29 protein-coding genes are annotated in these 23,938 nt (G+C 48.5%); 2 read left to right on the top strand and 27 right to left on the bottom strand.

Annotated elements, in window-relative coordinates; translation table 11 throughout:
* Positions 1-12 precede the first annotated feature (12 nt).
* The 27 genes from AC6I8C_RS19375 to AC6I8C_RS19245 all read right to left on the bottom strand — a co-directional run bounded on the left by AC6I8C_RS19375 (position 13) and on the right by AC6I8C_RS19245 (position 20,684).
* Entirely contained in the window at positions 13-1,179 is a 1,167-nt protein-coding gene (locus AC6I8C_RS19375) for a major capsid protein (protein ID WP_497823461.1), read from the bottom strand.
* A 14-nt stretch (positions 1,180-1,193) separates the two neighbouring features.
* Positions 1,194-1,946: a DUF6651 domain-containing protein gene (locus AC6I8C_RS19370; RefSeq protein ID WP_497823460.1), complete on the bottom strand. Its 753-nt coding sequence runs from the start codon at positions 1,944-1,946 to the stop codon at positions 1,194-1,196.
* A gap of 105 nt (positions 1,947-2,051) precedes the next feature.
* The gene (locus tag AC6I8C_RS19365) at positions 2,052-3,395 is read right to left on the bottom strand and encodes a DUF4055 domain-containing protein (RefSeq protein ID WP_497823459.1); all 1,344 of its coding nucleotides are present in this window, start codon (positions 3,393-3,395) and stop codon (positions 2,052-2,054) included.
* 72 nt (positions 3,396-3,467) lie between these two features.
* Positions 3,468-4,940: a phage terminase large subunit family protein gene (locus AC6I8C_RS19360; protein WP_497823458.1), complete on the bottom strand. Its 1,473-nt coding sequence runs from the start codon at positions 4,938-4,940 to the stop codon at positions 3,468-3,470.
* Positions 4,927-5,499, bottom strand: a complete 573-nt coding sequence (locus tag AC6I8C_RS19355; protein ID WP_497823457.1) for a terminase small subunit — start codon at positions 5,497-5,499, stop codon at positions 4,927-4,929. The genes AC6I8C_RS19360 and AC6I8C_RS19355 overlap by 14 nt, the downstream gene beginning before the upstream one ends.
* Before the next feature lie 57 nt (positions 5,500-5,556).
* Positions 5,557-6,309 (bottom strand): hypothetical protein, encoded by a 753-nt coding sequence (locus AC6I8C_RS19350; RefSeq protein ID WP_497823456.1) that lies wholly within the window; start codon positions 6,307-6,309, stop codon positions 5,557-5,559.
* Positions 6,306-6,743, bottom strand: a complete 438-nt coding sequence (locus AC6I8C_RS19345; RefSeq protein WP_497823455.1) for a hypothetical protein — start codon at positions 6,741-6,743, stop codon at positions 6,306-6,308. The genes AC6I8C_RS19350 and AC6I8C_RS19345 overlap by 4 nt, the downstream gene beginning before the upstream one ends.
* A 578-nt stretch (positions 6,744-7,321) precedes the next feature.
* Positions 7,322-7,444, bottom strand: a complete 123-nt coding sequence (locus tag AC6I8C_RS19340; protein WP_497823753.1) for a lysis system i-spanin subunit Rz — start codon at positions 7,442-7,444, stop codon at positions 7,322-7,324.
* Positions 7,445-7,523: 79 nt separating this feature from the next.
* Complete coding sequence (locus AC6I8C_RS19335; RefSeq protein WP_497823454.1) at positions 7,524-7,907, bottom strand: hypothetical protein; 384 nt, start codon at positions 7,905-7,907, stop codon at positions 7,524-7,526.
* 92 nt (positions 7,908-7,999) lie between these two features.
* Positions 8,000-8,257 (bottom strand): hypothetical protein, encoded by a 258-nt coding sequence (locus tag AC6I8C_RS19330; RefSeq protein ID WP_497823453.1) that lies wholly within the window; start codon positions 8,255-8,257, stop codon positions 8,000-8,002.
* Positions 8,254-8,430 (bottom strand): Rz1-like lysis system protein LysC, encoded by a 177-nt coding sequence (gene lysC, locus AC6I8C_RS19325; protein WP_497823752.1) that lies wholly within the window; start codon positions 8,428-8,430, stop codon positions 8,254-8,256. Before lysC ends, AC6I8C_RS19330 begins: the two co-directional genes overlap by 4 nt.
* Positions 8,393-8,794: a hypothetical protein gene (locus AC6I8C_RS19320; RefSeq protein ID WP_497823771.1), complete on the bottom strand. Its 402-nt coding sequence runs from the start codon at positions 8,792-8,794 to the stop codon at positions 8,393-8,395. The genes lysC and AC6I8C_RS19320 overlap by 38 nt, the downstream gene beginning before the upstream one ends.
* Positions 8,775-9,287 carry a lysozyme gene (locus tag AC6I8C_RS19315; protein ID WP_497823452.1) on the bottom strand — a complete coding sequence of 171 codons (513 nt, stop codon included), beginning with the start codon at positions 9,285-9,287 and terminating at the stop codon, positions 8,775-8,777. Before AC6I8C_RS19315 ends, AC6I8C_RS19320 begins: the two co-directional genes overlap by 20 nt.
* 2 nt (positions 9,288-9,289) lie before the next feature.
* Positions 9,290-9,511: a phage holin gene (locus AC6I8C_RS19310; RefSeq protein ID WP_497823451.1), complete on the bottom strand. Its 222-nt coding sequence runs from the start codon at positions 9,509-9,511 to the stop codon at positions 9,290-9,292.
* A gap of 219 nt (positions 9,512-9,730) precedes the next feature.
* Positions 9,731-10,432, bottom strand: a complete 702-nt coding sequence (locus AC6I8C_RS19305) for an antitermination protein Q (RefSeq protein WP_497823450.1) — start codon at positions 10,430-10,432, stop codon at positions 9,731-9,733.
* Positions 10,433-10,486: 54 nt separating this feature from the next.
* Positions 10,487-10,771: a hypothetical protein gene (locus tag AC6I8C_RS19300; protein ID WP_010670497.1), complete on the bottom strand. Its 285-nt coding sequence runs from the start codon at positions 10,769-10,771 to the stop codon at positions 10,487-10,489.
* Between the two features lie 16 nt (positions 10,772-10,787).
* On the bottom strand, positions 10,788-11,384 hold the full coding sequence (locus tag AC6I8C_RS19295) for a helix-turn-helix transcriptional regulator (protein ID WP_497823449.1): 597 nt from the start codon (positions 11,382-11,384) through the stop codon (positions 10,788-10,790).
* An 835-nt stretch (positions 11,385-12,219) separates the two neighbouring features.
* Positions 12,220-12,498: a hypothetical protein gene (locus AC6I8C_RS19290; protein ID WP_010670499.1), complete on the bottom strand. Its 279-nt coding sequence runs from the start codon at positions 12,496-12,498 to the stop codon at positions 12,220-12,222.
* Positions 12,499-12,554: 56 nt separating this feature from the next.
* Positions 12,555-12,794 carry a regulatory protein YcgZ gene (ycgZ, locus tag AC6I8C_RS19285; protein ID WP_497823448.1) on the bottom strand — a complete coding sequence of 80 codons (240 nt, stop codon included), beginning with the start codon at positions 12,792-12,794 and terminating at the stop codon, positions 12,555-12,557.
* 164 nt (positions 12,795-12,958) lie between these two features.
* The gene (gene umuC, locus AC6I8C_RS19280) at positions 12,959-14,221 is read right to left on the bottom strand and encodes a translesion error-prone DNA polymerase V subunit UmuC (RefSeq protein ID WP_010670501.1); all 1,263 of its coding nucleotides are present in this window, start codon (positions 14,219-14,221) and stop codon (positions 12,959-12,961) included.
* Positions 14,221-14,460 (bottom strand): hypothetical protein, encoded by a 240-nt coding sequence (locus AC6I8C_RS19275; protein ID WP_010670502.1) that lies wholly within the window; start codon positions 14,458-14,460, stop codon positions 14,221-14,223. Before AC6I8C_RS19275 ends, umuC begins: the two co-directional genes overlap by 1 nt.
* A gap of 440 nt (positions 14,461-14,900) precedes the next feature.
* Entirely contained in the window at positions 14,901-16,151 is a 1,251-nt protein-coding gene (locus tag AC6I8C_RS19270) for an ATP-grasp domain-containing protein (RefSeq protein WP_157353248.1), read from the bottom strand.
* 22 nt (positions 16,152-16,173) lie between these two features.
* Positions 16,174-17,199: a 2Fe-2S iron-sulfur cluster-binding protein gene (locus AC6I8C_RS19265; protein ID WP_497823447.1), complete on the bottom strand. Its 1,026-nt coding sequence runs from the start codon at positions 17,197-17,199 to the stop codon at positions 16,174-16,176.
* 13 nt (positions 17,200-17,212) lie between these two features.
* Positions 17,213-18,118, bottom strand: coding sequence for a diiron oxygenase (locus tag AC6I8C_RS19260; protein WP_497823446.1), 906 nt, complete (start codon positions 18,116-18,118; stop codon positions 17,213-17,215).
* 30 nt (positions 18,119-18,148) lie between these two features.
* Positions 18,149-19,333, bottom strand: a complete 1,185-nt coding sequence (locus tag AC6I8C_RS19255) for an MFS transporter (protein WP_022624465.1) — start codon at positions 19,331-19,333, stop codon at positions 18,149-18,151.
* Positions 19,334-19,335: 2 nt separating this feature from the next.
* On the bottom strand, positions 19,336-19,896 hold the full coding sequence (locus AC6I8C_RS19250; protein ID WP_010670506.1) for an RBBP9/YdeN family alpha/beta hydrolase: 561 nt from the start codon (positions 19,894-19,896) through the stop codon (positions 19,336-19,338).
* A complete protein-coding gene (locus AC6I8C_RS19245; protein ID WP_010670507.1) occupies positions 19,896-20,684 on the bottom strand; it encodes an arylamine N-acetyltransferase family protein in 789 nt (262 codons plus the stop codon). Before AC6I8C_RS19245 ends, AC6I8C_RS19250 begins: the two co-directional genes overlap by 1 nt.
* Positions 20,685-21,975: 1,291 nt before the next feature.
* Between AC6I8C_RS19245 and AC6I8C_RS19240 the strand changes: the two genes are divergently transcribed.
* Positions 21,976-22,395: a winged helix-turn-helix transcriptional regulator gene (locus AC6I8C_RS19240; RefSeq protein ID WP_346551592.1), complete on the top strand. Its 420-nt coding sequence runs from the start codon at positions 21,976-21,978 to the stop codon at positions 22,393-22,395.
* A gap of 322 nt (positions 22,396-22,717) precedes the next feature.
* Positions 22,718-23,722, top strand: coding sequence for a zinc-binding alcohol dehydrogenase family protein (locus tag AC6I8C_RS19235; RefSeq protein WP_497823445.1), 1,005 nt, complete (start codon positions 22,718-22,720; stop codon positions 23,720-23,722).
* The last annotated feature ends 216 nt before the right edge of the window (positions 23,723-23,938 follow it).

Genomic DNA, 23,938 nt, shown 5'->3' with positions numbered 1-23,938 from the left:
GGCTGACCAGGACTAACCCAGCAACAGGGCGCTGTGTTCCGGTTTGATGTTCTGGCATCCCCATGCCGCGGCGATTTCATAGCGCACACGGCGATACTGTTTGTACATGGAAACTTCAAAGGACATGTTGGTGCGCGGATCGGTGATCATCATGCGGTCATCCGCCATGTCGCCTTCTTCTGGCAGCGCGGGGGCGCGTGTAGCCAGGATGATGGCGGAGCGGCTGAAGGCGAAGTTGGCAATAAATTCACTGACAACCTCCAGTTTGGTTCCTGCTTTAACCTTTTCCATCAGCCCCGGCTCATAAATTTCAATGGTGTTATAACTATTAGCAGCAACAACATACTTGTCCTTTCCGATGATAACGACGCACCCTTGCTTAACAAAGTCAGGCACGCTGGATTTACTGTTGTCGCCATCTGAAGGCTGGATTTTTACAGACAGACTTCCTTCCGGGCAATCCTCAGCAACAGTTAATGTTCTGTCCTTAAGTGGCTTTTCACCCGACTCACTTTTCACCTGAGCGACGCCGGCTGATTCACGCAATGTAAAACCATGTAACTCCAGAAGTGTGCCCTGAGAACACAGTGCTGTGGTTCCGGCCTCATTGGCTTTGGTCAGCTGCGCCATGGTTCGCAGTGCCGCGCCTGCAGTGGTATCGATGACACACTGCAAATCGCTGAGCGGTGCGCCATTGTCCGTCAGGATTTTGCGCACCTGTGCTGTGTCAGTCAGGGTATCTTTAAATGGTGTTTTACCCGCTTCACCGGATGCGCGTGAAGCGCGACGGAACAGCTCGCCCAAATCTTCTTCGATTTCATTAACCAGCGTGCGCATCGCCTGGGTAACCTGGTCGCGGCGGATACCGTGGTAACCCGGACCGGATTTAATGCCCTTCTGCTGTTCGCCTTCCCAGCGGAACGGCACCATACGCGATTTGGTAATGGCCAGCTGCACATTACCAATATCCTGATCACCGTCATCCGGGGGCAGTTGTCCGGGCTTCACATCTTCAGCGTCTGAAGCCGGTGTCACAGGGATACGAATCGGCTGGTTGAGCGCTGCACGTTCTGCTGTGGCGTCCAGCGTGATGGAGGGAATAAACCCGCAGAGTTCACGGGACACGATGTCCAGGGACTGATACAGGTCGGGAATGAGTTGAGTCAGGGTATTAGACATGCAGGGTTATCCTGTTAATCGGTAATCTGTACACCCGCACAGGCCCGTTCGCTCTGCTCCTGAGGGCTGAGGGATTCGAACTGTTCACGGGTAAGTGTGTTGGGGCTGCTGTTGCCATTCCCCCCAGCAGAGCCGCCGCCTGATGCGCCAGTGCCTTTGAGGATCTGATCTTTATACGGGTAGTGCTCAACGAGAATGCTCAGCGCTTCATCGAACCCCGCCGCTTCGCCGGGTCTGACCGCACTGAAGATTTTGTTTCCGTCGCGATCAAACGCCGTGACGGCGTCACCGACTACCTGAAAGTTGCTGCCGAATCGGGCTTCCACCAGGTCAGCCGGAATACTCATTTTCTCGGCAATGAATTTTGAACGGGCGAAACTGCCGCCAATTTTCTCCGCCGTAAGCTTCTGGCTCAGGTCGTCGCGCTCTTTTACGATGGGCGCATACTTCTCTTCCAGCGCCCGGACGGCTTCAGTGCGGACCTTTTCGACTTCACCGGCATCCACCAGCGTTTTGTCTTCCAGGTTCTTCACGGTGTCCAGTGCTGCCAGCGCCGCTGACGGATCATCAATCCCTTCAAAGGTCTTAAGCAGCGTTTCTGCACTTTCCGCACGCTCACGGTGCGACTTTGCTTCACCGTTAAGACGCGAGATGGTCTGCAGCGTGCCGGGGGCATCAAACGCCAGCTCTTTGCCGTCCTCCTGCACGTACACAGGTTTGCCATCGTTTACGACCACATGGCCGTTCTCATCGAGTTTCAGTTTCATCAGGGTCATCCAACCAGGTAAGAGCCATCCGGCCCGTGGCGCCGCGCTGCATCCGCAGCGGCCGGCAATAAAAAAGGCCCCTGCATCTGCCGGGCCCGGAGAGCGTTAAACCGGGGATGTGGTTACCGGCTTAGCTGGCAAAGACGGCGGCATGGCGCGGATACGCGCCTGCTCTTCCGCCCAACGGAGTTCGCTGTTAATAAGGCCACGGCGCTGTATCTCGTTGAACAGCGTCTCGTCAGACAGTGCCCGCGTTTTATACATGTCCACCAGGAAGTCAGCGGACGCTTCAGCCAGCGTGGTGGCACCAAAATCACTGAAGATAGTGACGTGCCCGCCTTCGGATTCACCAATCCATTCCGCCAGATACTGCAGCGCCAGCCGGGCCGCATCGGTGAGGTCACACACCATGCGCTGCAGGGCGCTGGTGCTCGCTTCATTATCGGTCAGCGTCTGCACCACGGTACGGTGGCCGGGTTTTACCACCAGCAGTTCTGCCCCCACCTGGCGCATCTTTTCCTCAAGGTCGAGGATGTCTGTGCGACCGGCCTCGATGGCCCTGCCGCTGTGCTCCACATAACGCAGGTCTGCTTCATCCTCTTCTGACAGGATGGCCGATGCCGCACCCACCGAAATGGGACCGTCGCCGAGCTTTTTGCCGAACAGCACCGGTACGCGGGCGACATGCAGGATGGTCTGCTGGTCGCTGCGGGACTGCCAGTGCTCAACGTTGAGCCAGGCCAGTTCAGCCAGCGGCGGCCGGCCGTTCATAAACCCGCGTTTGTCGCCATAGACCGGAACAAAGGTTATTTTCTTCAGGCTGGTAGTGCCTTCGTCATGCAGCTGCCACTCCAGCACCCCGCTCGTTTCATTCAGCTTTTTGCGATAAATCCGCCAGCGGCCGGGATTCAGCACCCTGACCTGCTCAATACTTTTCACGACAAATTCATTCTGCGGGTCGCGCTCACTGACCGTCTCGACGAAGCGCAGCAGCGTAAACGTCTCCTGTCCATCGACCCGTTCTGAGTCGTAATCCAGCAGGCTGGTGGCATTGACCCTGGCGAAATAAGGCCGCAATCCACGCTGGCGTTCTTCAGCCAGAGAGAGCTGTTTATCCGCCGGTGGATGCTCGACAAGGATGCCGCACAGTCCGTAGGCCATCGCTTCCTCAAAAGTGTCAGCCAGAAAGGAGTGCAGGTTAGTGCCCTGCAGGTCCACATCCCCGAACATTTCACGTATGCGTGCGGGCACCGCTTCTTCATTCCAGGTGACCGGGCGGGAAAAGGGTTTGCCACTCAGCACCTCGACCGTACGCGAAAACGCCGGAAACAGCGTCGCCACCGAAAGCCGGTTCTGGTAGAACGCCTCTTCTTCGTTAGGCCATTTAGGCAGATACGTTTTGCCCGCAGCACGCATGGCGGCAGTGCCGCCCAGCAGCGTGCTGATCATGGGCCAGCATCCGGCCATCGACTCGATTTTGGGCGATCGCTTCCGGACGTCGTTGTTCATAATGATGTTTTGTCAGGCAGAGAATGGACGGACTGTTGTGCCTTTTGGCTGGAACAGTTCTGTAATGGCCCAGACCAGCGCATCCAGGCGGTCCGGTGATTTTTTCGCGGTAGCGGGCACGTATTCCAGCAGCTGATTCTCGAGCTGATAAAGGTTGCCACAGTGCGCCACCCGCCCCTGTTCGTAAAGCGCGGAGATGGGCTCAGCCCGGGCAAACTTCCCCTTGCTGGCATGGACGCGGACGATGCGCCCGCGAAAGCCCGCATTGCGCAGGGTATCTTCGGCCATGTCACCGCCCTGGTTGGTTTCAATGACGATGGCCTCAGCGTGGTGCTCTTCATAAGCCCGGATGGCGCGCTTCGCCCAGCCGTTCGGCGTGTACTTACCGGAGTAATCCGCGTCAGCAGAGAACAGCCTGTCATTACCGCGCCCGTAACTGCTTGCCACGACCATACCGGTTTCATCACTCTCTTCGCTGTTGGTAGCCTGCGGGTCAATGGCGACGACCGTCCGCGACGGCTGCAGAGTGATATCCAGCGCGCGTGCACCGGACACCATTACTTCGGTCCAGAGCGCGCCGTCGGCATTAAACCGGCGGGGCCGCTGCATATACTGTGCTTCGGCTGTGCGCCGGTGTGAAAACAGAGAGACGCGGTGTGATTCGTTGTGCTTGTACGGCCAGAGCCAGCCTTCAGGCAGACCATGATCGATGGAGATCGCGTGCGTGTTTTCCGGGTACAGCGCTGAATACGGTTCGCTGTTATCAATCAGCACCGGCAGGTTCAGGTGGTGCCACTGTTCGCCACTGCCACCGCGCAGCAGATAGCCACTCAGATCGTGGTAGTGAATGCGCTGCATGATGACCACGATGGGCGTGGTCTCAATGGCCAGACGGGAACGGATGGTTTCGTTGAAGCGGGTATTGACCCCGACGCGTATGGTTTCGCTGTAGGCGTCGTCTGGCTTTACCGGATCATCAAGAATAAGACAGCCCTGCCAGCCTGGCTCCATATGCCCGGCACGAAAGCCGGTAACCTGCCCCGCAGCGGACGAGGCATACACCCCGCCGCCGTATTCGGTCCACCACATGACTTTACTGTCGGCATCATCGCGAAGCGCCATCGGCCACATGGCCTGAAACGCGGCAGATTTCACGATGCCGCGTGTGGTTGACGAGTTCAGTAATGCCAGATTGTGGGAATAGGACAGGTGCATGAAGCGTGCACGGCGGTTCAGCGCCAGCCCGCGGCCCATCATGTTGATGGTGGCCAGTTCCGTCTTGGTGTAGCCCGGGGGCACGTTGATGATGAGTCGCCGGATGTCGCCATCAATCACCCGGTCCAGCGTTCGCTGTATTACCTGATGATGTGGCGCGACAATCATCCGGCTGCCGGTGCGCTGCTTAAAGAAGTACCGGGTGAAATAGAGCCCGTCCTCTTCACACTCTATACGGCGTGCGGCAGTCCTGAATTCAGCAGTCGTCATCCTCCAGCATTTCCCGGCGCGCCTGCCGGTATTCCTCGCGTGTAAGCAGCGCAACCTCAAGCGGGCCGCCGTCTTTGCCTGTCAGTGATGTCGTACCCTGCTCGCGGAATGCCTGCACGGAAATGTGTTTGCCGAGCAGCTCCAGATTCCTGACTTTGTCCGGCCACTTAATCTTTTTCAGGATACCGACCATCTCGCGCTCTTCGCCGCGGCCGTCGAACAACTCAGCCAGATCGAATCCGCTCAGGTAGCGTCGCCATGAGGCTGGCCATTGCGATACGGGCTTGATGCTCATGTTATCGGTCATGATGTCGAGCACGTCCATCTGGTCAATTTCAGCCAGGCGATGCAGCACATAATCTGCCTTTATCTCTACCCTCTCGTTACGGGCTGATTTAAGGTTAATGATGCGTTGCGCAATATCAGGTTTTGAGAGGTTTTCAGATCCGGTACGGCTTGCAGTCTTTTCGCTGTACCCCGCCCTAATGGCCGCTTGCGTAGCGTTCAAATCGATGAGGTACTCGCGACAAAACATCTCTTGTTTGTCGTTAAGCGCCATTAAATATCCAGATTTTCAAATGAGTGTACAAAAGCCCACGCAAAAGTGCGCGACCAATCATGATATTTCACCAATAATCACATAACCCGGAATAAATTCACTACCACCACAAGGAGTGCTTACTGGATATTTCATTGTAACCAAATGGCTACCTCGCAAATAAATCTCAGCGCCAGAAGCAAAAACAACCTCCTTTTCATGACCCTGCGTGGTTTTTTTGTTCTTGAATATGTAAGCTTTAGTTTTCGGGTTTGTAACTTTCAGCAAGGTTAGTTCCATCCGCCCCGCATTTCGAGCACTGAAATTTTTTTCCGCTAACCTCACTCCTATTTGTGGGCAAAATGAGGTAGATAATGGTCTTGTTGTGATAAAACTTGCGCCCATTTGGCTTAGCAAGCCACCATGATAAACAAATTGACCATAAGGAAGGTAGATGCCGACTTTATTTATGATTGAATCAACATCTGGATAGTCGTGCCCACTTTGGTGCCTCAACTGATATTCTGACAATCCTCTCGGAATTGCAGAGGGCATTAACCTTCTCAACGCATTAAAATCATCATTTCTCTCCAATTGATCATCTATATGCAACTCTATATTTGTTGCACCGCGCCTCACTTGATGGATAGCAGCGTCGTAATGGTTATCTATGGAAATCAATCGCCGGATTTTTACGTCTATCAGCCCAAAAAAATCATGCTTTCGGTAAAAATTTATCGACTCCTCTTGAGTTGGAATCCTTGTTTCCCATTCTTCATAAGGTGTTGAAAAAGGATTCACAGCCCTTAACCCATCAATAAAGGAATTCATAAAATTCTTATGCCATGATGAGCTATTACCCCTACAAACCCATGTTGCCCAAAGAAATTAAACCCTGAATTTTTGTCAAAAACGACTCCCAAAAGCCCACTAGTTTGAAGCGCAACCTTTGCAAAAGGAATATCATTTTTTAAGCGATTTTCAGACATCGAAATAAAATCGAACGTTACAGGTTGAGTGATACCGAAATGGACAAGCCAATGCTTCAACAACGCTTCAAGCAGCCTGTGTGTTTGAGCCCAGCTTTTACTTCCGTACTTGCATGAAAGCTCATAAAAAGTGTCTTCAAACACGAATACATAGTCATAATCCCGACCTGAACCCAATTGAGCCTGGCTTCCTACTAAGTAAACCTCCCTCAACGGGCTTCCGAGATTTTGTTTAGCTGCTTTCACAACCAAAGAATTAATTTGACTTAACGACATAAACCCTCCTAGTAAAAGATCTCCAGAATACACATTCAAATCAATCCTGCCAACATTGCTTCAAGTGACAAATTTGCTAATCAACGAAGAGTTGGTCACAATTATAAATCACATCGCATATCACAGGGCGCCCTCGCTATGCACATACTGAATAAAAGGTCAGATATTTAAGCGATTCTGCCAAGCGCATACAGTTATCGTCTTGCTTATCAAATCGTTCAGCCACACCAGTGGCATTGATCCAACCTTCAGTGTCAATGCTAGAAGCTTCACCGTTGTAATGCAGAGGAATCACGTACATTGCGATTTACCTTTTAGTGAATAAGCCTCGTTGCCCAGATAACCGCCTACAGAGAAGCCGCCGCTTTTAACGGTTATCTCCGAAGCTGATTCCTGAAAGGCTCTGTGTTGTTTAATGCGCCGGGCATGGCGCGTGTGGTTTTAACTGCGGACATAAAAAAGCCCCGGCAGGAGATCCTGTCAGGGCTGATTTTCGGGCATAAAAAATAGCCGGACCCGAATGAGCATAGCTCTTCATCTTTGGTGAATTTAGCACCCATTTTCGGACAGTACAATATTCAGCGTAAACATTGCTCTCTGATGTAATGCTGCAATCCAGCTATTTGCTTTCCGGCAACTTCGATTCGCTCTCGGAGGGTGAAATGATCCTGTTGAGCGGCGCAAGTATGACCGGTGGTCAATTTTTCATAAGCTGCCGCCGCTGCAATTAGGCGAAATAAACAATGCAACTGATAGTGCTTACTTGCTACTCATAGAAAATCACTTTTTGCTGAACTCAACACTATCTGTCGTGCAATCAAGCATGCCAAAGTATTCCCCGAGTGCTGACTGGCCGTTACACTGAGCAAAAGGCACTAACCAGATATCGTTCCCGAATGTCATCTGCTCGTAATCGATAAGAATCCCATTCTTTTGAGCTGCGGCCTGAGCGTCAGAGAAACTTTTCCATTCAGCCTGATCTCCTGTCTTAGCCCGAATCACCTTAGTCATGATGGTCTGATAATCATAATGTCGGCAGGCTCTAGCCTGGGCAGCATCAACTTTTGAAGGTCTGATTGATACTATCAACAGAGTCATTACAGCAAATGCGAGCACTGCCAGAACTGTAATGGCGATGACTAAAATTTTGACGAACCTTCTCATATTATCCTCATCCTGAGCTATTTAGATGAGAATCATACCTGATGCTCCATGTAATGATCACGCTGCCTTGCACGACAGGTGCACTGCATTGCTCACAGATACTTAATCGCCAGTGCTTTCACATCGTCCTTTGCGGCTTCGCCCAGCAGAGCAACCCCACTTTCAACAAACGCCAGCGCAGCTTCAAAATCATGAACGCCCACTTTGACTTCAGCTGATGGGGGAGTCTGCGCTGCTTCGGCAGAGAATTCGGACTGTTCAACGAGTTCGTCATTATTTGATTCTGACATTTCATTACTCCCTTCTTCAGGGTGGATAAACTGACCTTTCAGCCACTGGATGAAATTCATTTCTGCCGTTCCCGTTCGATTTTCCGGATGGCGGCCTTGTCCCGGTTACATTGCTGCAGAGCGTTAAGCAGACGCTCATTCAGCTCAAGGCTGTCTCCCCAGGTCAACGGGTCAGGAATCAAAGGCACAGCGCAGTCAGCCAGCAGACTCACCGGAATGTGTACTGGCGGCACCGGTACGTACTTTGCCCCGGTGTGCACGCAGCTGGTCAGCAGCAGGACGAGGCACAGGTTTACTAGCACAGCTGTTACCTTTGACCAGCTTGTGAATAACCACCACCCTGCGCTCGCTCTCTGTATTACTGACCTGATTCGCATTGTGGGTTGCCTGTGCAATGTCGCTGAAAAGTACTGTTGCCCTGAGGACGTTATTCGCAATCATCTCAGCTGAAGCTTTTTCCTGCGCAAGCTGCCTGTTCTGCTGAGTGATCACGACTTTCGATAAGGACTGAAGCTTCAGGGCGACGCTTAGCGCGATGACCAGCAGTAGCAGGCCTGTGATGGTAACGGCACCCCACTTAACGCGGCTTAAGGTCATCGCTGCTCTCCGCCAGGCAAAGTGCACGTTCAGTTTCGCGGCGTTTCATCAGCCCTCTCCACTTTCTGCCGCCCGCTAAGACCCAGCGGCGCAGTTCATTGCACGCGCCTGCTTTGTCGCCTGAGTTGAGTTTTCTCAGAAGGGAAGAGCGGGAAAAAGCGTCAGTACCGGTGTTATAGGCAAAGCTGTAGAGTGCAGCGCGCTGGTAATCGCTGAGGGGGACAGTGACCAGACTGTCTACGTCTGCCTGAACAGGCTTGAGGTCAGCGCGCAGCAGAGCATCGCATTCCTGGTCGGTATAATTTTTTTTTCTGACAATATCCGGGCCCGTATGGCCATCACAGACGGTGAGCACACCGGCGACATCCCGATAGGGAACATAACGACGCCCTTCCAGACCATCCGGACCGCCGAGCAGCGTAATTGCCAGAGTCAGGGCACCCGCACCGGCTGCAGCCAGAAGTCTGTTACGCAGCGCGGCCGATATCACCATTTTCAGCGAGGCTCTTCAGGGCAGGTGCAACGCAGCGCCCTGATTTCTGCCAGTGTTGCCTTGCGCCTGTAATATCCGTTGATGACACAGGTAACGGTCGCAAGACTGATACCGGCCAGAACGCCGACGGCGCTCCACTCTTCCGGGCTGAAATAGGTCAGGATGCCATGGACAACTTCGCCTGCGGATACGCTGTAAGCGACACCGGTTGTGAGTTTGCTCATCAGGATTAGCCGCGCAGAGTATGAAGTGAAAGGAAGCCTAAGCGGGAGGATGAGCAGGATCAGGGAAGGCACATCCGGCCATAAAAAAAGCCCTGACAAAGATGCCAGGGCTGAATAAAAATCTCTCGAGGGTCATCTTCCCATCGTTGGAGCCAATCTAACACAAAAAATGGAAAAGTAAATAGCGTACGATAACATCGTCACATGAATTATCGCTCGCTATTTAGTAATGCGCGCTAACGCCTTCTCTGCCCAGGCCTCTTCACGGTGCAGCTCGGCGACCAGAAACTCCAGCAGCTGCTTCACGCTTTTGTTCCACGTATCAAGAGTAAGAGCCTGTGTGACCTGACACACCGCCCTGAACACAACAGCGGAAGGGATACGTTCAAAGCCGCGCCCGGAACACCGCTTACAGGGCTGATAAACCGGTACGCCCTGAAAGCGTGTCATCATACGATTTAAGGATTCTCCCCGCCCTTTACAGTCCTTACAGGCTGCCCGTACGACACCCTTTCCATTACATTTGCTGCAGCACTTTCCGTTGCGAAGACCTTTGCCATGACAGGCATGGCAGGATGATTCGGTATCCGGGCTGCGCGCATAATCAAGAAAGGCATACCCCGCGATGACCGTAACGACCGCCAGTCGCTCATCTTCAGGCAATTTAGTGAGGGCCGGATAATGCACTGATGACTTCATTCCGGTCACAGTGAGCAACCCTACAGCGCGGTCTCTGTCATGGTGACTGAGCTGCATTTTGCCAAAGAAGGCAGAATAACCGAGGGGTGCACGTTTCTGTGTCATACCCAGTGCAGCCATCACATCGCTGCCGGTCATGTCATCAGGTGAACAGGAGGACTGGCGGGTGAAAGGCGAAACGGAGCGCGGGCTGTGATACTTAACAACACTTTCAAGTTTCATGGTAAAGACTCTGTGCCGGTAAGAATGTCACCGGCACTATGAGTCGTGTAAGATTCATTTTTCTGAATGCCTGCAGGCACGTTCTGACGAATGAAAAATGAATTTCTGCACAAATTTTTCTCTGGGCAGCTGATGCCTGCCCTTCTCCGTCACCCGGCACCACAGTTCAATGAGCGCTTCGCCAGAATGGTGACGGGGGCTGGCGCCTTTTTTCCATCCAATAAGTGTGGAGGCAACCACATCCAGTTCATCTGCGATGTCCTGAAGGGAGTAACCGGAACGGCTCAGGTCTGTGAGAATCCGGAACCAGTCGATTTTATGAATATTGATGACGGGCACGCGACTTCCCCTGCTGTTACAGCCTGAGTAAATCTTTGAGATTTCTGACGCCCAGCTTATTAGCACAGTTTTTCCGGTGCTGGTAAAGCGTTCTGGTTTGTATACCCAGTGCTGAGCAATGATGACTGACATCTGTGCCGTTAAGAAAGCCATCAATGACGGCATGCTCACGCAGCGTTATTCTGCAGTTTTCTCTGTCTGAAGGTTTCCTGTCCAGATAGCGTTTGAGAACGAATGAGATGCAGGAAACAGGCATGGACACATCCAGAACATATTCCATATCGCATACCCTGTTCAGAAGGTTTCTTTTCCGGCTGTCCAGAAGAGCCTGACTGTCTGAAAAAACCAGCACGTTACCGTTTGTTTTACGCACCAGCGTGAGAAATAAGCTAAACCAGTCCGGAAAGAAGTCATCGTACCCCAGGCAGATAACGGCGAGATGATAGCGACCCGGATATCTGTTCGCTTCATGACTGCTGAATTTCAGGCCGTTTCCGCACGTTAATACTGTCAGATTTCTTTTACTGCATGCGGCGTGTATAAGACTGAATAGTCCATAATGTAAAACATTGTTGTCTCCGATGACGACAATACAGCCTTCTTTGCTTTTCATATCCTGCCTTCCGTATTAAGCAGTTCATCCCAAAAGGATTTACATCCACCCTCCTAATGACGCGTATTATTACTACTCATATCCTGCAGGACATTCAATGCAATCGTTTGCCCGACAGAAATGCCAAACAAACCCCCCCCTTTAACCTGTTGATTAAAATAAGTTAAAGTCATACCAGGAAAAGTATTAGGAGTAACTTTCAGACTCCTGTTAGCACCCATTCCTACCCAAAATGAATTCTGACGAGCCTGAATAATAGAAGGCGGATTTATACTTTCATACAGACACTCACATATCGGTTAAATTCACATCGTGAAAATCACCTTTAAGTCATGAAAAAATAGGGAAGATAATGAGATGAGTGCTGTTTTTCCACTTACAGAAAGGAAGTATTACCTGATGCTATGGGGTATCTCTGGAACCATCCTGAGACAAATTAAAAAAGAAAGCGCATATTACTTCAGATGAGATGGCTGGCAAGACCGGGGGTGCCGACGCGGAACAATACTGAAACAGCTGACACCATTACGCGTGCAATTCAGTGACTGCGTGATAGCACTATTGACAGTATAGCCTGCTCCAATAGTCTTAAATTCATTGAACAGCAGATGAAATGAAGTCTGGCGACCGCCGGAAGCCGATCAGGATGATCCCGTTGCGTCTTTGAGGCCCATCAGAATTACCCTACAGCAGCGCAGCACAACAGGACTGAGAAGGTCAATACACATCTCCCTTTAAGTAATCAGAGAGAACATGCCCCCTGTCGGGATACCTCTGCAGACACCGCACGCAGGGCACTGTACTGTCATCAGCAAAAAGGGATATGAAAAGACGATCAATGCCAGGTCAGGTCATCGTAACTGTCGGTTGAGTTCATGGTGAATTCTCCCATGGCACTTCTCTGTAGTGCATCGCGCCTTTTGATTTCGTCGCTGACATCATTGATTGCCAGTTTCAGGGCATCAATCCTGTGTATATCACTCTCTGTTTTGAGAAAACTATTCAGCTTGTTCAGTATGCCCGGCCATGAGACACGTGTGTTGTCATTGAGTATGGCGAGAGTCGCTTCCCCGATGAGCACATCACGCAGCAATTGCATATCCTGTTCTGTCATGACTGCAGCTGGTCTCCTGTCTCACGACACCGAAAAGGTGGGCAGTAAAATCACACTCATTTGCTGAACAAAAGCTCAATCAGCGCATGCAACTGCTGTTCTTCTGCATCAGATGAAGCCTTATCAAGACGTACAATCAGCCTTAAGCAGATAGCTTTGCGATTCAGTGTCTGACCTGAACGGAGGATCTCAGCAACAACTGAACCAAGCGTTTCCTGCTGCGAGAGCAGATTTGCACGGCTGAAATAGTCAGCGATATCGCTGTTGGAACCTATGCTGCTCAGATTCAGTTGCATGACTGACTCCACTGTATGATTCGAAAATGACGTGTTTTGCGTAAATTATACAAAATATGTAAATCTGTACAGGTATATCCGCTTCGCTTACAATAATTACTGGCCAGGACAGATGCCGGAGAGTATCCATCCGGATGGTGTACTGCTACAGCCTGATTTGAGCCCTATCTGGCCCATGGCAAATCAGACACACGGGTTGTGTAGGCAGGCGACAGCATATCCCGCTTCATTGACCAGGTTTTCTGGATACCCTGCCCCGCAAAAAACAGACTGGCTTTACCGCTCTGATTAAGCCCGTCAACTACCCGCATGAGAGCCTCACTGTTCGCCTGCGGCCGGTATTCGTCAAACAAGCTGAGCTGAGCCACACCCTGGCTGAAGAAATCGCCCAGCATGACGCCTGCTTTCATGTACCGGTGTCCGTCTACCCATATCCTGTCGAGCGCATCCATGGCGACGCGAATAATATCGCGGGTATCGTTAGATGGGGTCAGCAGCTTGCCGGTTGCCTGGTTACCGTAAAACACCTCCCCGTCGGCATGCGGGCTGGTCCGGATAAAAACCGCTATCTGCCTGCAGTACTGCCTTTCTTTTCTCAGTTTCTCAGCGGCACGCTCGGCAAACGCGCACACCGCCTGACGCATATCCGTGTACTCAGTGATACGTGAACCGAACGAGCGTGAGCAGACAATCTGCTGTTTGGTGGGGGCAAATTCCTCAAGCGCCAGACATGACTCGCCGCGAAGTTCTCTGACGGTGCGCTCAAGCACGACGTTGAAATGTTTGCGGATGATCCAGGTGCTCTGTTCTGCGAGGTCTTTGGCCGTGGTGATGCCCATTGCATTGAGCTTTTTACTGATACGACGCCCTACTCCCCATATATCCTCAACAGGCACAAGCGCCATCAGCTTTCGCTGCCGGTCGATATTCGACAGGTCGACGACTCCGCCAGTCTGCTTCCACTTCTTGGCGGCGTGGTTTGCCAGCTTAGCCAGCGTTTTGGTCTGGGCGATGCCAACCCCCACGGTCAGGTGCGTGTTGCGTTTGATCGTCTCACGCACTTCGCGCCCGAAGTTTTCCAGCACCATGCAGTTGCGTACACCGGTCAGGTCCAGGAACGCTTCATCAATTGAATAGACTTCTACGCTGGGTGCCATCTGCTCGAGCGTCGTCATTACCCGGTTACTCATGTCAGCATAAAGCGCATAGTTGCTGCTGAAGACGTGAATCTTATGCCGTCTGATTTCGTCTCTGAGTTTGAAATACGGTGCGCCCATAGGGATATTCAGTGCCTTTACTTCAGCACTTCGGGCGATGACACAGCCGTCATTGTTGCTCAGAACTAACACTGGTTTGCCGCGCAGGTCAGGCCGGAATACTGTCTCGCAACTGGCATAGAACGAGTTCACATCTACCAGCGCAAACATCACATAGCGCCATTCGGGTTGAAGACCTGGAAGATGCGATCCTCACCTTCGGATGCTGAGATATCCCGGAAATCTGACTTGTGCGCTTCTATCCACCTGTTCGCTTCCCTGGCGGTAAACTGCCAGTTCAGCTGCTGGAGTTCGTGAACAAAGTCGAGTGTGCTCACGGTGTAACGTCCGCGCGCGTCCCGCTTAATGGCCAGCCGGAAAGCGTCTTTGATTTCATAATCGCGTGGCATGATCACTGCCCTTTCAGAAATACTGTATATATAAACAGTAACTGCAGTTAGAGGTTTTAAGCAAATTTCTAGGGTGCGAAATTTTGTAAAGGCAGCGTGAAATGTCTCATTGCGATTAAGTTAGATTTTTATCCCGCAAGAAATACGATGGTAAATTATTCTGCTATCCAGTGTTAATACATCAACCACAAACTCCATCACAGAAGGATAGCGGCACTTATCTCAGTCGTATGAGCGGTGTACCTGCCACATGTCATAGAATGCGGGAAAAGTCCGCTTTCGAAACAAAGCGGACAATCCATCCCATGACCTTATCGGTCAGCATAAGTCATACATGACGTGAAGATACAATGAAATAGCCAATTTGCTCAGCGCTTTGCATAAAGATAATCGCCATTGGCCTCATCTAAAAATTTGATTTTTGAGAGTAATTAAAAAATTTAAATGATGGTTACCAGCACACCGGAAGATTCCATTTCAGTAATTTTCTCAGCATCCGCTGCCAATTGCTCCCTGTCAGAGTTAACCAACACAACCCTTCCATAAGAAGTGACCAGGTCGACAGTTTTATTGATGTAATCGCCAGGTCTATATTTACAAACAGTAAATCCATAGCTCTTTAGCAGGCTGCACTTCGATTCAATATTAACCTCCTTAAGATAGCCTGCATCAGGTGAATTGAGGAAAAACTCCAGTGCGTATCTTTTCAATAAAGGGCTCACAGAGGTCTTATCAGTAAATTCTCTTGGTGAGATACGGGCCATAAGACTCAGATCGATGAGTGAATGAGTATTACAGTCTTCAACAAGGCGCGGTCCAAGTCCGCCATGCATACGCGCACCAGATTCGACCAGTACGGGACCGGTGGCAGACATAATTATCTCATTATGGGACGTACCATTACGAATGCCGAGTGAAGTAAGTACCGACTTGATATAACTGATAAGAACTGGATGTTCCTCCAGCGGTTCTGTGATCATCTGACGATAGATCGGCACACCATTAATTTCCTGTTTTACATATCTGAAAATGTTCACTACGAAGTGCTGACCAAAACTACTGACAGCATCGACAACATACTCTGTACCAATAATTTTCTGTTCGATAAGCAGCTCGGCGTTTTTACTACCCGAATAATCAAATGTATTGATCAATTTACCAAAGGCACTTTCAACTTCTGATACATCTTTGCAGAAAAAAACACCTTCTGTACCAAATGAACTGACCGGCTTAATCACATATTCATCAAACTGGTTTTTTGTGCACCATTGCAGGATATCATCAAGATTTCCGGATTTATAATGCGGTATGTATTTAATGTCATCCTTCTTCAACTGATGCTGCATAAGATATTTGTCACGCCGCGCATGGCTTAGTTCAAACACATTAGGTAATAGCTGCCAGTGCTCACATAACTGATCAAAAACCAGTACGCCGGGTTCTGAGCCACAAACAATAAAATCAGGTTGTTTTCCAAGAGCAGATTCAATCTGTTGAACTGTTTCAAGATGAGAATGATAGTTGAAAACCATTGAGTAATCTTCCTCAACAAATGTGGCAAGGATCGCCTGAGGAAGATTTGGATTAGTTATTAGAGCAACAACATCATAACCATAAAGCGATTTAATTCTGCTTGCGAAAACAGAACCGCTAGAAAAGGGATCTACAATTAAAACAAATTTATTTTCCATTTTTTCATCCTTAAATTTTGATTCAGATTATGTCAATCACTGCGTTTTCAGAAGGATATGAACAACAAGCAAGGTAAACTTTTTCAGCCTTATCTTTAGCAGAAAGGCAGAAATCTGGTTCGCTTCTTATATCTCCGCTATGAAGCCTGAACTTGCAACTCCCGCAGATACCTGACCGACACATATTTCTTATTGAAACGTTGTGGCTGATGAGATTATCCAAAACAGTTAAACCAGGATCTACAGAGATGACTCTATTCAAAGTTTTCAAAGTAATCTCTGTTTTATGAGTTTCTGATTTCATGATGTAATCAAATGATCTGCCTGAACTAAACGCCTCTACAGCAACAGAAGTTTGTGGGAATTTTGTATTTATAGCAGTAACCATTGACTGTGCAAAATCAGCACCGCCACATACTATTGCCGATTCAGGCACCGCTTTAATATAGTCAAAAGCTAAATCAATCCTTCCTGCTCTGACAATGTCACTGAATTTTGCGAGTTTGACCCGAGTTACGTGAATGCGCATCGAAAACCAGTCACATCGTGTGTGCAAATCCATTAATTCATTCAGGCAAGGCACAGACCCCAGATCGTGACAACTTAGTACCAATTGCACAACGACCCCGGGAGCACTGTACCCATAAGATTTAAAACATTCTCTTATCAAAGCCATAGGAAGTGTTATTCCAACGCCGCCTGCTATCAGAAGCACATTCTTTCTACTCCGGACTGAATTAAAGGTTATTTCGCCCCCTCGCCCCAAGATATTTACTTCTTTTCTTTCTTGTAATAGCCGACTGATGACATTTGATGCACTTCCTTCGCCTCTGTCTTCAATTATAAATTCATAAAACTTTCCATGCTCAGCAGATACCAGTGTATAGCAACGCTGGAGAGAATTATTACCCTCATCATCGAAGCTAAAAACAAAATACTCACCCGGCATGGTATCAGCAACTAATAAATCTGTATCACTCACAGGCATCAGACGGAATGATCTCATCCTTGATGTAAGCAGGGATGTTTCTTCGCAGACAAGTTTCATTTACTGGATTACCCTATAGGCCTATTCTGGAAATTACTGTCTCAGCTGAATCGAGATAAATATTTATCTCATTACATCTTTCTGTTTCAGAAATAATTTCTCTGGCATAGGGCATCCCCGACAGTCTGAAAACTGTCTCCCATGCACCCAACTCGTTATCAGCAAATAGATCCGCTGTTTTAAGCATTGTGTCCCGAAGATATTTCCGTTCACTAGTGCCCAGATCACGAACAATATCATAAGCCACATAACTAAAGACGCTTGAATGACTCCATTCATCCTCAGCATGAACTCGTGTAACTTCATGGCATATTCTCTGAATACTGTGATCTTCAGCCATCACTTTGAGATAGTCTGTTATTAGCGTCTCGCTGGCACATGCCACAGCAAAACGTGTCAGTCTTCGCTGCCACTCTGCACTACATCCGGCCAGCATTTCCCGTCGCCAGTTTATGAGATTAAAATCTGTATAGTTAAGCGGCTCAAGTTTTCGGCGGTCATAGATATAATTACATGCCATCACTGACATTCTTGTATGCAGGGCTTCATCCAGAAGAGCTTCTGACATTACATCCTGAAGATCTGCCCTGTTAGGTGAGTTCACCGGCGGACACTTTATTATGTCTTCACAAGCCGGCGTAACAATGTCGCATTCAATATAGATGGTTTTTAAATTGTATATACCCCACGCATAAGAAAGACACTTGTCCTTAACATCTTCAGGCGCTTCCTTCCAGGCATCGTGCTGTCTGAATGGCAGCAAAGACTCACTAAAATCTTTTTTAGTTTGGTCAAATTCAAGATCTGAATACTCAGGCTGAGATTTATTAACTGCAGCTCTGTTTTTCCAAAGTGCAGACAATCTTTTCAACATAAGGGCGACATTTTCAATGTCGGGCACTGCAAATTCAGCGGACATAAATTACTCCTTTAACTTTTGACTGCCAGATTAATGTTCGTTTTTTACTCTAATCAAACTCATAAAAATAGCGCCTGATAGGGCTAATACAGCGGAAATGATCAAAGCATTTTCCCAGTGCCCGCCATCAAGCAGGTCGCCGTATGCAATTGCTGACAGAGCACTGCCAAGATAAAAGGCGAGCTGCCTGATGCTGGTTGACAGGAGAGTTCTGTCTTTCGAAAAGCCTGTTATAGCCAGAGTATCCAGTAGCGGCATGAGACAGTAATTCAGTAAAAGTCTTAAAAAATATAATGTAATAAAGATTGCCACAGGAACATGTAGTGTTTGAAAGAACAAACACGCGGCCGTCATGATGCCCGCGATAATTACGGCCGGTTTCAGAGAAAAACGCTTTACAAGCATAGGAGCAAACAGTGCTCCAACAATACTGACAACTTTATCACCTCCCATAATCAATGATATTTCACTAATATTCATTGAATAAGCAAGATTAAAGACAATATTAACAAACCGGAAAATAAGTGTTATTGACGCACCCAGAAGTGAAGCAGCAATAAAGAGAATAATAAAATTGCTCCACTCCATATTCTTAGCGCTCTTAAATCGGCGCTCATCGCTTCCCGGCTCATTTATTCCCAGAATGGACTTTATTCGAAAGTAAATCATCAGCAAAGCGGAAATAAACGAGGCGGCCAGGATAGCTTGATAGTTCCGTAATGCAGCAAACTGTGAGAAGTGTGTAATAGCACTGACTGCGACAGAACCTGTCATAGCAGCACCCAGATACGATACGAAGAAACAGCTAAAGAGTGTCGTTCTGTTTCCGGCATCAATGTTTGATCCCATGAGTGAATTGCCCAGCGACAGCTGTGCAATCATACCGGAAAGAATCAATCCAAGTGTAAAAGCGCTAGCCCATACTGTTGTTAGCACAGGAAGCAGAATAAAAGGTAATGCATACAGGAATGAAAAAACAAGCAGTAGCTTCTTCTGTGATACCCGTCGACTGGCTAAGATTAATGGGATTACCGCTGCTGCCATCATCGCCATAGCTATTGCATAAATGTGTCCAGTATTTGTTTTATCGATGCCACGTTCTTCAAGATAAAAATTATAAACAGCATCGAACATACCGTTACTCAGACCCATCAGGAAAGTCGCCACTAAAAAACTTTGTGCAGCTGATCCGAATTTTCTTACTTCCCTAAACATATTCAATCTCGTCCTTCAGCTTTAATTAAATTAATACCTGTAAAGCTCTCGAAAAGAGATTCGCCCTCAGGCCATTCACCATATCCTGCTGCAGTATGAATATGACCCGCCCCGCTAAACTCTCGGGTTTCGCATCCCCATTGTTCCGCAAGGATGCGCGCGCGAGTAAGGCTGAGATGCTCATCATTATCACTGTGAATGAGCAAGCTGCTGTATCCTAAGCGGGATGTGGGCAATGAGCGTTGCTGCCTGATCGGCTCAATCGCCGTTTCGGCGTCAACATCCGCCGGGGCAACAAGAATCAGGGATTTAACACGCTGGCAAGAATGAGCAGCTGCCCATTGGGCCACTGTAACAGCCCCGCAGCTATGACCTAGTAAAACTATGTCACCCCTGGTCACGGCAATGACCTGATTTAGTCTTTTAACCCATAAAGATGATGGCGAGTTCCAGTCATCCTGAAGAACGCGTAGTACATTACTGTATTTCTTCTCAATGAATGACTGCCAGTGATCCGGACCTGAATTTGTATATCCGGGGACAATTAGATAGGTAGTAGTCATCAGTTTCTCGTATAAGTTACGTTGTCAGCGGAAATGTTAATTCCAAACCTTGAGGACAGAAGCAATAAAAGCTCTTCTTTGTCAGCTATTTCATATGAAGTAGAGGTAAGACCGCAGACCTCAGTGAATGTATTGTTTCTGATACTTATCCGGCCGTTGTCGGTTGGAAGGCTCGCAACTCTATAATTTTTAAGAAGGCTTTCAGGTGAAAAAAGAGTATAGAAATGCGCCATTTTGATATCCGGCGGATAAATTTCTACATCCTGAAATGAATAGATGTCTTCCCAAACCGCATCATTCCTGCTCTTTTCTTTAACAGAAACAATCCACCCAAGCTCATGATCGCATCTGACTCGGGATGATAAAAAATCATCTTCATGAGTGAATCCGTTCTTAAGCAATAAAAGCCCCCGGGGGCCTTTGGCTCCAAATCCGACGTCAAAAATCCATCGCTCATTATCTTTGTTCACCAGAAAAAGCTGATGCGTTGCAGGCGACAAATGAGGGATGAGGACTCTGGCCATTCGGCTTTGAAAATCAACGGCAAAGTGACTAAAAACTTGCTGTAGTAAGACAGAGAATTCGAAGCAAATCCCCCCTCTACTGTTAAGTATTATTTTATTGGCGACATCTTCTGGACGTAGGCTGACATCTGAGCCGTTGTGCATGGCAAAGTTTTCGAACGGCACAGTAAAAAAGTGAGCGTTGTGCAGCGTTGAGAGATTAAAACCATCCTTTTCAATTTTTTCATTAATTTTCAGCCTCTTAAGGTAGGCCAGCATGTCCATCACAATCTTCTCCTTAGATATTGATTATCCTGCTGTGTGAGCCTCCTCACATTCCCGGATGAGATATTAAGAGCAAAACTTTACAAAACAACATAATTATCACAGTGAATTATTAAAAAATCATAAATGTTTCTTAATGACTCCAGTAAGCGCGTGAAACCCTCTACCAGCTTCATGTAAATCTATGTAAAGCATGCTTATTTCTTTCAATTGAATTTATATTCATTTAATGAATAAAGTGTCTACTTAACATTTATGCGCGTAACCTGAGATGCCGCCTCAGGTTGTTGAATATTTGTTAACCAAACTTTATTTTAATTGTGAAAAAACATGGGTTTTGTTAAAAGTCGCACACCAAATATTTATAATGTGATGGGACTTAGAGAGGTGCAAGGTGATGAACTGTAAGTATGGATTCGGCGCGGTAAGTTAGTTAAGGCTGTTGTCGTTCAATCTTAGAAAGAAATTAGTTCGAATTATAAGATGTCAATGCCAACCCCCACCTTCCGGGCTGTTTCCTTAAGCGCAGATTTCGCGCTCAGCGGCTCACTGCTTGTTGCCGTTTAAACAGCGCCCTGCATTTACCATAAAGCCATATCTGAATCGCTTAAAGTGACAGGAAGGCGCTTACGCGTTGTACCTGGAAGCCACTTCAGCCAGTCGGTTGAAAAGTGTTTTGAGTCCGGGCTAGTCGTCAGCCTGACGGATCATGGAAAGGTCACAGCTATGATGCAGATCGTTAAAAGAATGCCTGTCATTCCAGCTCATAACATCCCGTTCAAGCGCACCCATCCTATGAGAATAAAGCTGCTGAATTACTGGAACAAACCTTGCAAAAAAACATTCCGGTTTAAGTGGAAATAGTGGCTTATAGGTAGCGTTTTGATCTGTATTTTGAGAAACGTGTTTCTTTGTGATTACTATGTCTGAGAGCCTTGTAACATGAATTCAGGCCAGCCAGGATTGCCCGCCGACCTCAACCTTTCCAGACCCTATGAGTTTAAGGAAACATCAGATTGTTGATGCTTATGTCCGCTTTGTGCCAGAAGCGGTCGTTCTTCTTCCGGTTTTATTGGCTCCTACCGGACCATATTCAGCACCGTCCCTTCCCGCTATTACCGGTTTGAATCAGCTCCCTCGAATGCGACATAAAAAAAGGGAACGCCAACTAATGACGTGATGAGGCTCGCCGGTAGCAGAAAAGTACCTTCCTGTAACGGAAAAGGTTATTATGGTGAGGTACAGTACGAATTAATGGTAGTTACAAAAAGCGAACTACTGGAGAAATATCATGTTAAAAAAAATGCGCAACTTTGACGGAGCTCCAGGCTGCTCGATGGAAGCCGCGCTGCATATACTCGGCGGAAAGTGGAAAGGGGTGATTCTGTATCACCTCTTTACCGACGGAACGCTGCGCTTCAGTGAGCTGTTCCGCGCGCTTAGGGGCGTGAATCAGCGCCTGCTGACCAAGCAACTGCGTGAGCTGGAAGAAGATGGTCTTATTACACGTACCGTTTTTCCCGTGGTGCCTCCTCGGGTAGAATATGCCCTAACGGATGAAGGCCGAACGCTTCACGATCTGATCATGGGCCTGAGTGTATGGGGCCGTGAGTGGCTTGAAAGCCGCGGTATGCGTACCGCTGACCAGGAAGATTTTGATGCCCTCAAAAAAGCGGGGGAACAAACAGAGGCCAAATCGGTGGCCAGCTGACGCCTGTTATCCGGAGGCGGGTCGCCTCCTGAAATACATTTTATGTTTTGATAAGTTGCATTGTGTCTTTCCCTTCCGCCAAATCGAATTTACCTCTGAATTTTTTAACCCCAGGCTGATTAATTCTCAGAAATATATATGCCGTTAATTACCTCTTTCTTTCTCTCCGGGAAGGCATTCGGCATACGTTATTCTTATATGACGGGTTCGCAAAAGTATACCAAGGGTTATTTATTACCGTATTTTCTATTTTTTCCTGAATATTTACTATCAGAACGACAGTTATTCTGACACATCTTATTCGCATACTGGAGTAAAAAATATGAAAGCCATTGGTTACTATTGTACCGGCTCTGATATCGTTCTGGAGCTAATTGAGGCAGAAAAACCGCAGCCCGGCCCACACGACCTTCTGATTTCTGTAAAGGCGGTTTCTGTTAACCCTGTGGACTTTAAGCTCCGCAGTGGCTTTCCACCGGAGCCTGGCTCAGCGAAAATCCCGGGATACGATGCTGCTGGTGTGGTGGAGGCTGTGGGTTCAGCCGTTACGCTCTTCAGCCCGGGTGATGAGGTGTATTACAGTGGCCTGCATACGCGCCAGGGCTCTAATGCGCAATTTCAGCTTGTTGATGAACGCATTACCGGCAATAAGCCGGTAAGCCTGACTTGGGCGGAAGCTGCGGCTCTGCCGCTGACCACGCTGACCGCCTGGGAACTGCTGTTTAACCGCCTGCGTGTACGCTACGGCGAGAAAACCCGTCGCGGTTCCCTACTCATCATTAACGGTGCGGGTGGCGTCGGCTCGGTACTGACGCAGCTGGCGCGACGGCTGACCGGTCTGACCGTCATTACAACGGCGTCCCGTCTGGAAACCATCGCTTGGTCTGAAAAAATGGGCGCCCACCATGTGATTAACCATTATCAGCCGCTGGCTGCGCAGATCCGGGCGCTGGGTATTGAACAGATCGAGTATGTGGCAGGTCTGCAGGGTACGCAGCAACAGATCCATGAAATCGCTGATATTATTGCCCCGCAGGGCTACCTTTCCCTGATTGATGACGGTGCTTTCGACAGTGCGGCCCTGAAGGCAAAAAGCGTGACGGTTGCCTGGGAAATGATTTTCACACGCGCACTGTTCAGCACGGCCGACCAGATTGCCCAGCATGACATTCTTAATGAAGTGGCTGCGCTGATTGACTCCGGTATTCTAGTAACAACCATGACGGAAAACCTGGGACCACTGACCGTCGAAAATCTTCGTCTGGCCCACAGACGACTGGAAACCTCTGCGACGATCGGCAAAATTGCGCTGGATGGATTTAACTGAAGTGCGGTAAACACAGCAGCGGAATAACTTACCGCATCATAAATGTGAAATAGCTAAAACATTCTGTTTTACCTTATTTTTTAGCAGGAAACATCAAATATAAACCAGCCCATCCATAGTTACCTTTTTTGAACAAGGTACTCATTAGTAAACTGACAGGCTTTTATTTCTGTATTTACCATATATGAATTAGCAGTATAGTTTTACTGTTTATTT

This window comes from Pantoea sp. X-Soil-YNGN-844, from assembly GCF_059730595.1.
Note: the sequence above shows the minus strand (reverse complement) of the source record. Positions and strands in the feature narration are given on the sequence as shown.

What these genes read in the sequence shown, in the direction of transcription:
- AC6I8C_RS19375 (WP_497823461.1), bottom strand. Translation starts at nt 1,179, where the DNA reads ATGTCTAATACCCTGACTCAACTCATTCCCGACCTGTATCAGTCCCTG.
- AC6I8C_RS19370 (WP_497823460.1), bottom strand. Translation starts at nt 1,946, where the DNA reads ATGAAACTGAAACTCGATGAGAACGGCCATGTGGTCGTAAACGATGGC.
- AC6I8C_RS19365 (WP_497823459.1), bottom strand. Translation starts at nt 3,395, where the DNA reads ATGATCAGCACGCTGCTGGGCGGCACTGCCGCCATGCGTGCTGCGGGC.
- AC6I8C_RS19360 (WP_497823458.1), bottom strand. Translation starts at nt 4,940, where the DNA reads ATGACGACTGCTGAATTCAGGACTGCCGCACGCCGTATAGAGTGTGAA.
- AC6I8C_RS19355 (WP_497823457.1), bottom strand. Translation starts at nt 5,499, where the DNA reads ATGGCGCTTAACGACAAACAAGAGATGTTTTGTCGCGAGTACCTCATC.
- AC6I8C_RS19350 (WP_497823456.1), bottom strand. Translation starts at nt 6,309, where the DNA reads ATGAATTCCTTTATTGATGGGTTAAGGGCTGTGAATCCTTTTTCAACA.
- AC6I8C_RS19345 (WP_497823455.1), bottom strand. Translation starts at nt 6,743, where the DNA reads ATGTCGTTAAGTCAAATTAATTCTTTGGTTGTGAAAGCAGCTAAACAA.
- AC6I8C_RS19335 (WP_497823454.1), bottom strand. Translation starts at nt 7,907, where the DNA reads ATGAGAAGGTTCGTCAAAATTTTAGTCATCGCCATTACAGTTCTGGCA.
- AC6I8C_RS19330 (WP_497823453.1), bottom strand. Translation starts at nt 8,257, where the DNA reads ATGAATTTCATCCAGTGGCTGAAAGGTCAGTTTATCCACCCTGAAGAA.
- AC6I8C_RS19320 (WP_497823771.1), bottom strand. Translation starts at nt 8,794, where the DNA reads ATGACCTTAAGCCGCGTTAAGTGGGGTGCCGTTACCATCACAGGCCTG.
- AC6I8C_RS19315 (WP_497823452.1), bottom strand. Translation starts at nt 9,287, where the DNA reads ATGGTGATATCGGCCGCGCTGCGTAACAGACTTCTGGCTGCAGCCGGT.
- AC6I8C_RS19310 (WP_497823451.1), bottom strand. Translation starts at nt 9,511, where the DNA reads ATGAGCAAACTCACAACCGGTGTCGCTTACAGCGTATCCGCAGGCGAA.
- AC6I8C_RS19305 (WP_497823450.1), bottom strand. Translation starts at nt 10,432, where the DNA reads ATGAAACTTGAAAGTGTTGTTAAGTATCACAGCCCGCGCTCCGTTTCG.
- AC6I8C_RS19295 (WP_497823449.1), bottom strand. Translation starts at nt 11,384, where the DNA reads ATGAAAAGCAAAGAAGGCTGTATTGTCGTCATCGGAGACAACAATGTT.
- AC6I8C_RS19290 (WP_010670499.1), bottom strand. Translation starts at nt 12,498, where the DNA reads ATGACAGAACAGGATATGCAATTGCTGCGTGATGTGCTCATCGGGGAA.
- ycgZ (WP_497823448.1), bottom strand. Translation starts at nt 12,794, where the DNA reads ATGCAACTGAATCTGAGCAGCATAGGTTCCAACAGCGATATCGCTGAC.
- umuC (WP_010670501.1), bottom strand. Translation starts at nt 14,221, where the DNA reads ATGTTTGCGCTGGTAGATGTGAACTCGTTCTATGCCAGTTGCGAGACA.
- AC6I8C_RS19275 (WP_010670502.1), bottom strand. Translation starts at nt 14,460, where the DNA reads ATGCCACGCGATTATGAAATCAAAGACGCTTTCCGGCTGGCCATTAAG.
- AC6I8C_RS19270 (WP_157353248.1), bottom strand. Translation starts at nt 16,151, where the DNA reads ATGGAAAATAAATTTGTTTTAATTGTAGATCCCTTTTCTAGCGGTTCT.
- AC6I8C_RS19265 (WP_497823447.1), bottom strand. Translation starts at nt 17,199, where the DNA reads ATGAAACTTGTCTGCGAAGAAACATCCCTGCTTACATCAAGGATGAGA.
- AC6I8C_RS19260 (WP_497823446.1), bottom strand. Translation starts at nt 18,118, where the DNA reads ATGTCCGCTGAATTTGCAGTGCCCGACATTGAAAATGTCGCCCTTATG.
- AC6I8C_RS19255 (WP_022624465.1), bottom strand. Translation starts at nt 19,333, where the DNA reads ATGTTTAGGGAAGTAAGAAAATTCGGATCAGCTGCACAAAGTTTTTTA.
- AC6I8C_RS19250 (WP_010670506.1), bottom strand. Translation starts at nt 19,896, where the DNA reads ATGACTACTACCTATCTAATTGTCCCCGGATATACAAATTCAGGTCCG.
- AC6I8C_RS19245 (WP_010670507.1), bottom strand. Translation starts at nt 20,684, where the DNA reads ATGGACATGCTGGCCTACCTTAAGAGGCTGAAAATTAATGAAAAAATT.
- AC6I8C_RS19240 (WP_346551592.1), top strand. Translation starts at nt 21,976, where the DNA reads ATGTTAAAAAAAATGCGCAACTTTGACGGAGCTCCAGGCTGCTCGATG.
- AC6I8C_RS19235 (WP_497823445.1), top strand. Translation starts at nt 22,718, where the DNA reads ATGAAAGCCATTGGTTACTATTGTACCGGCTCTGATATCGTTCTGGAG.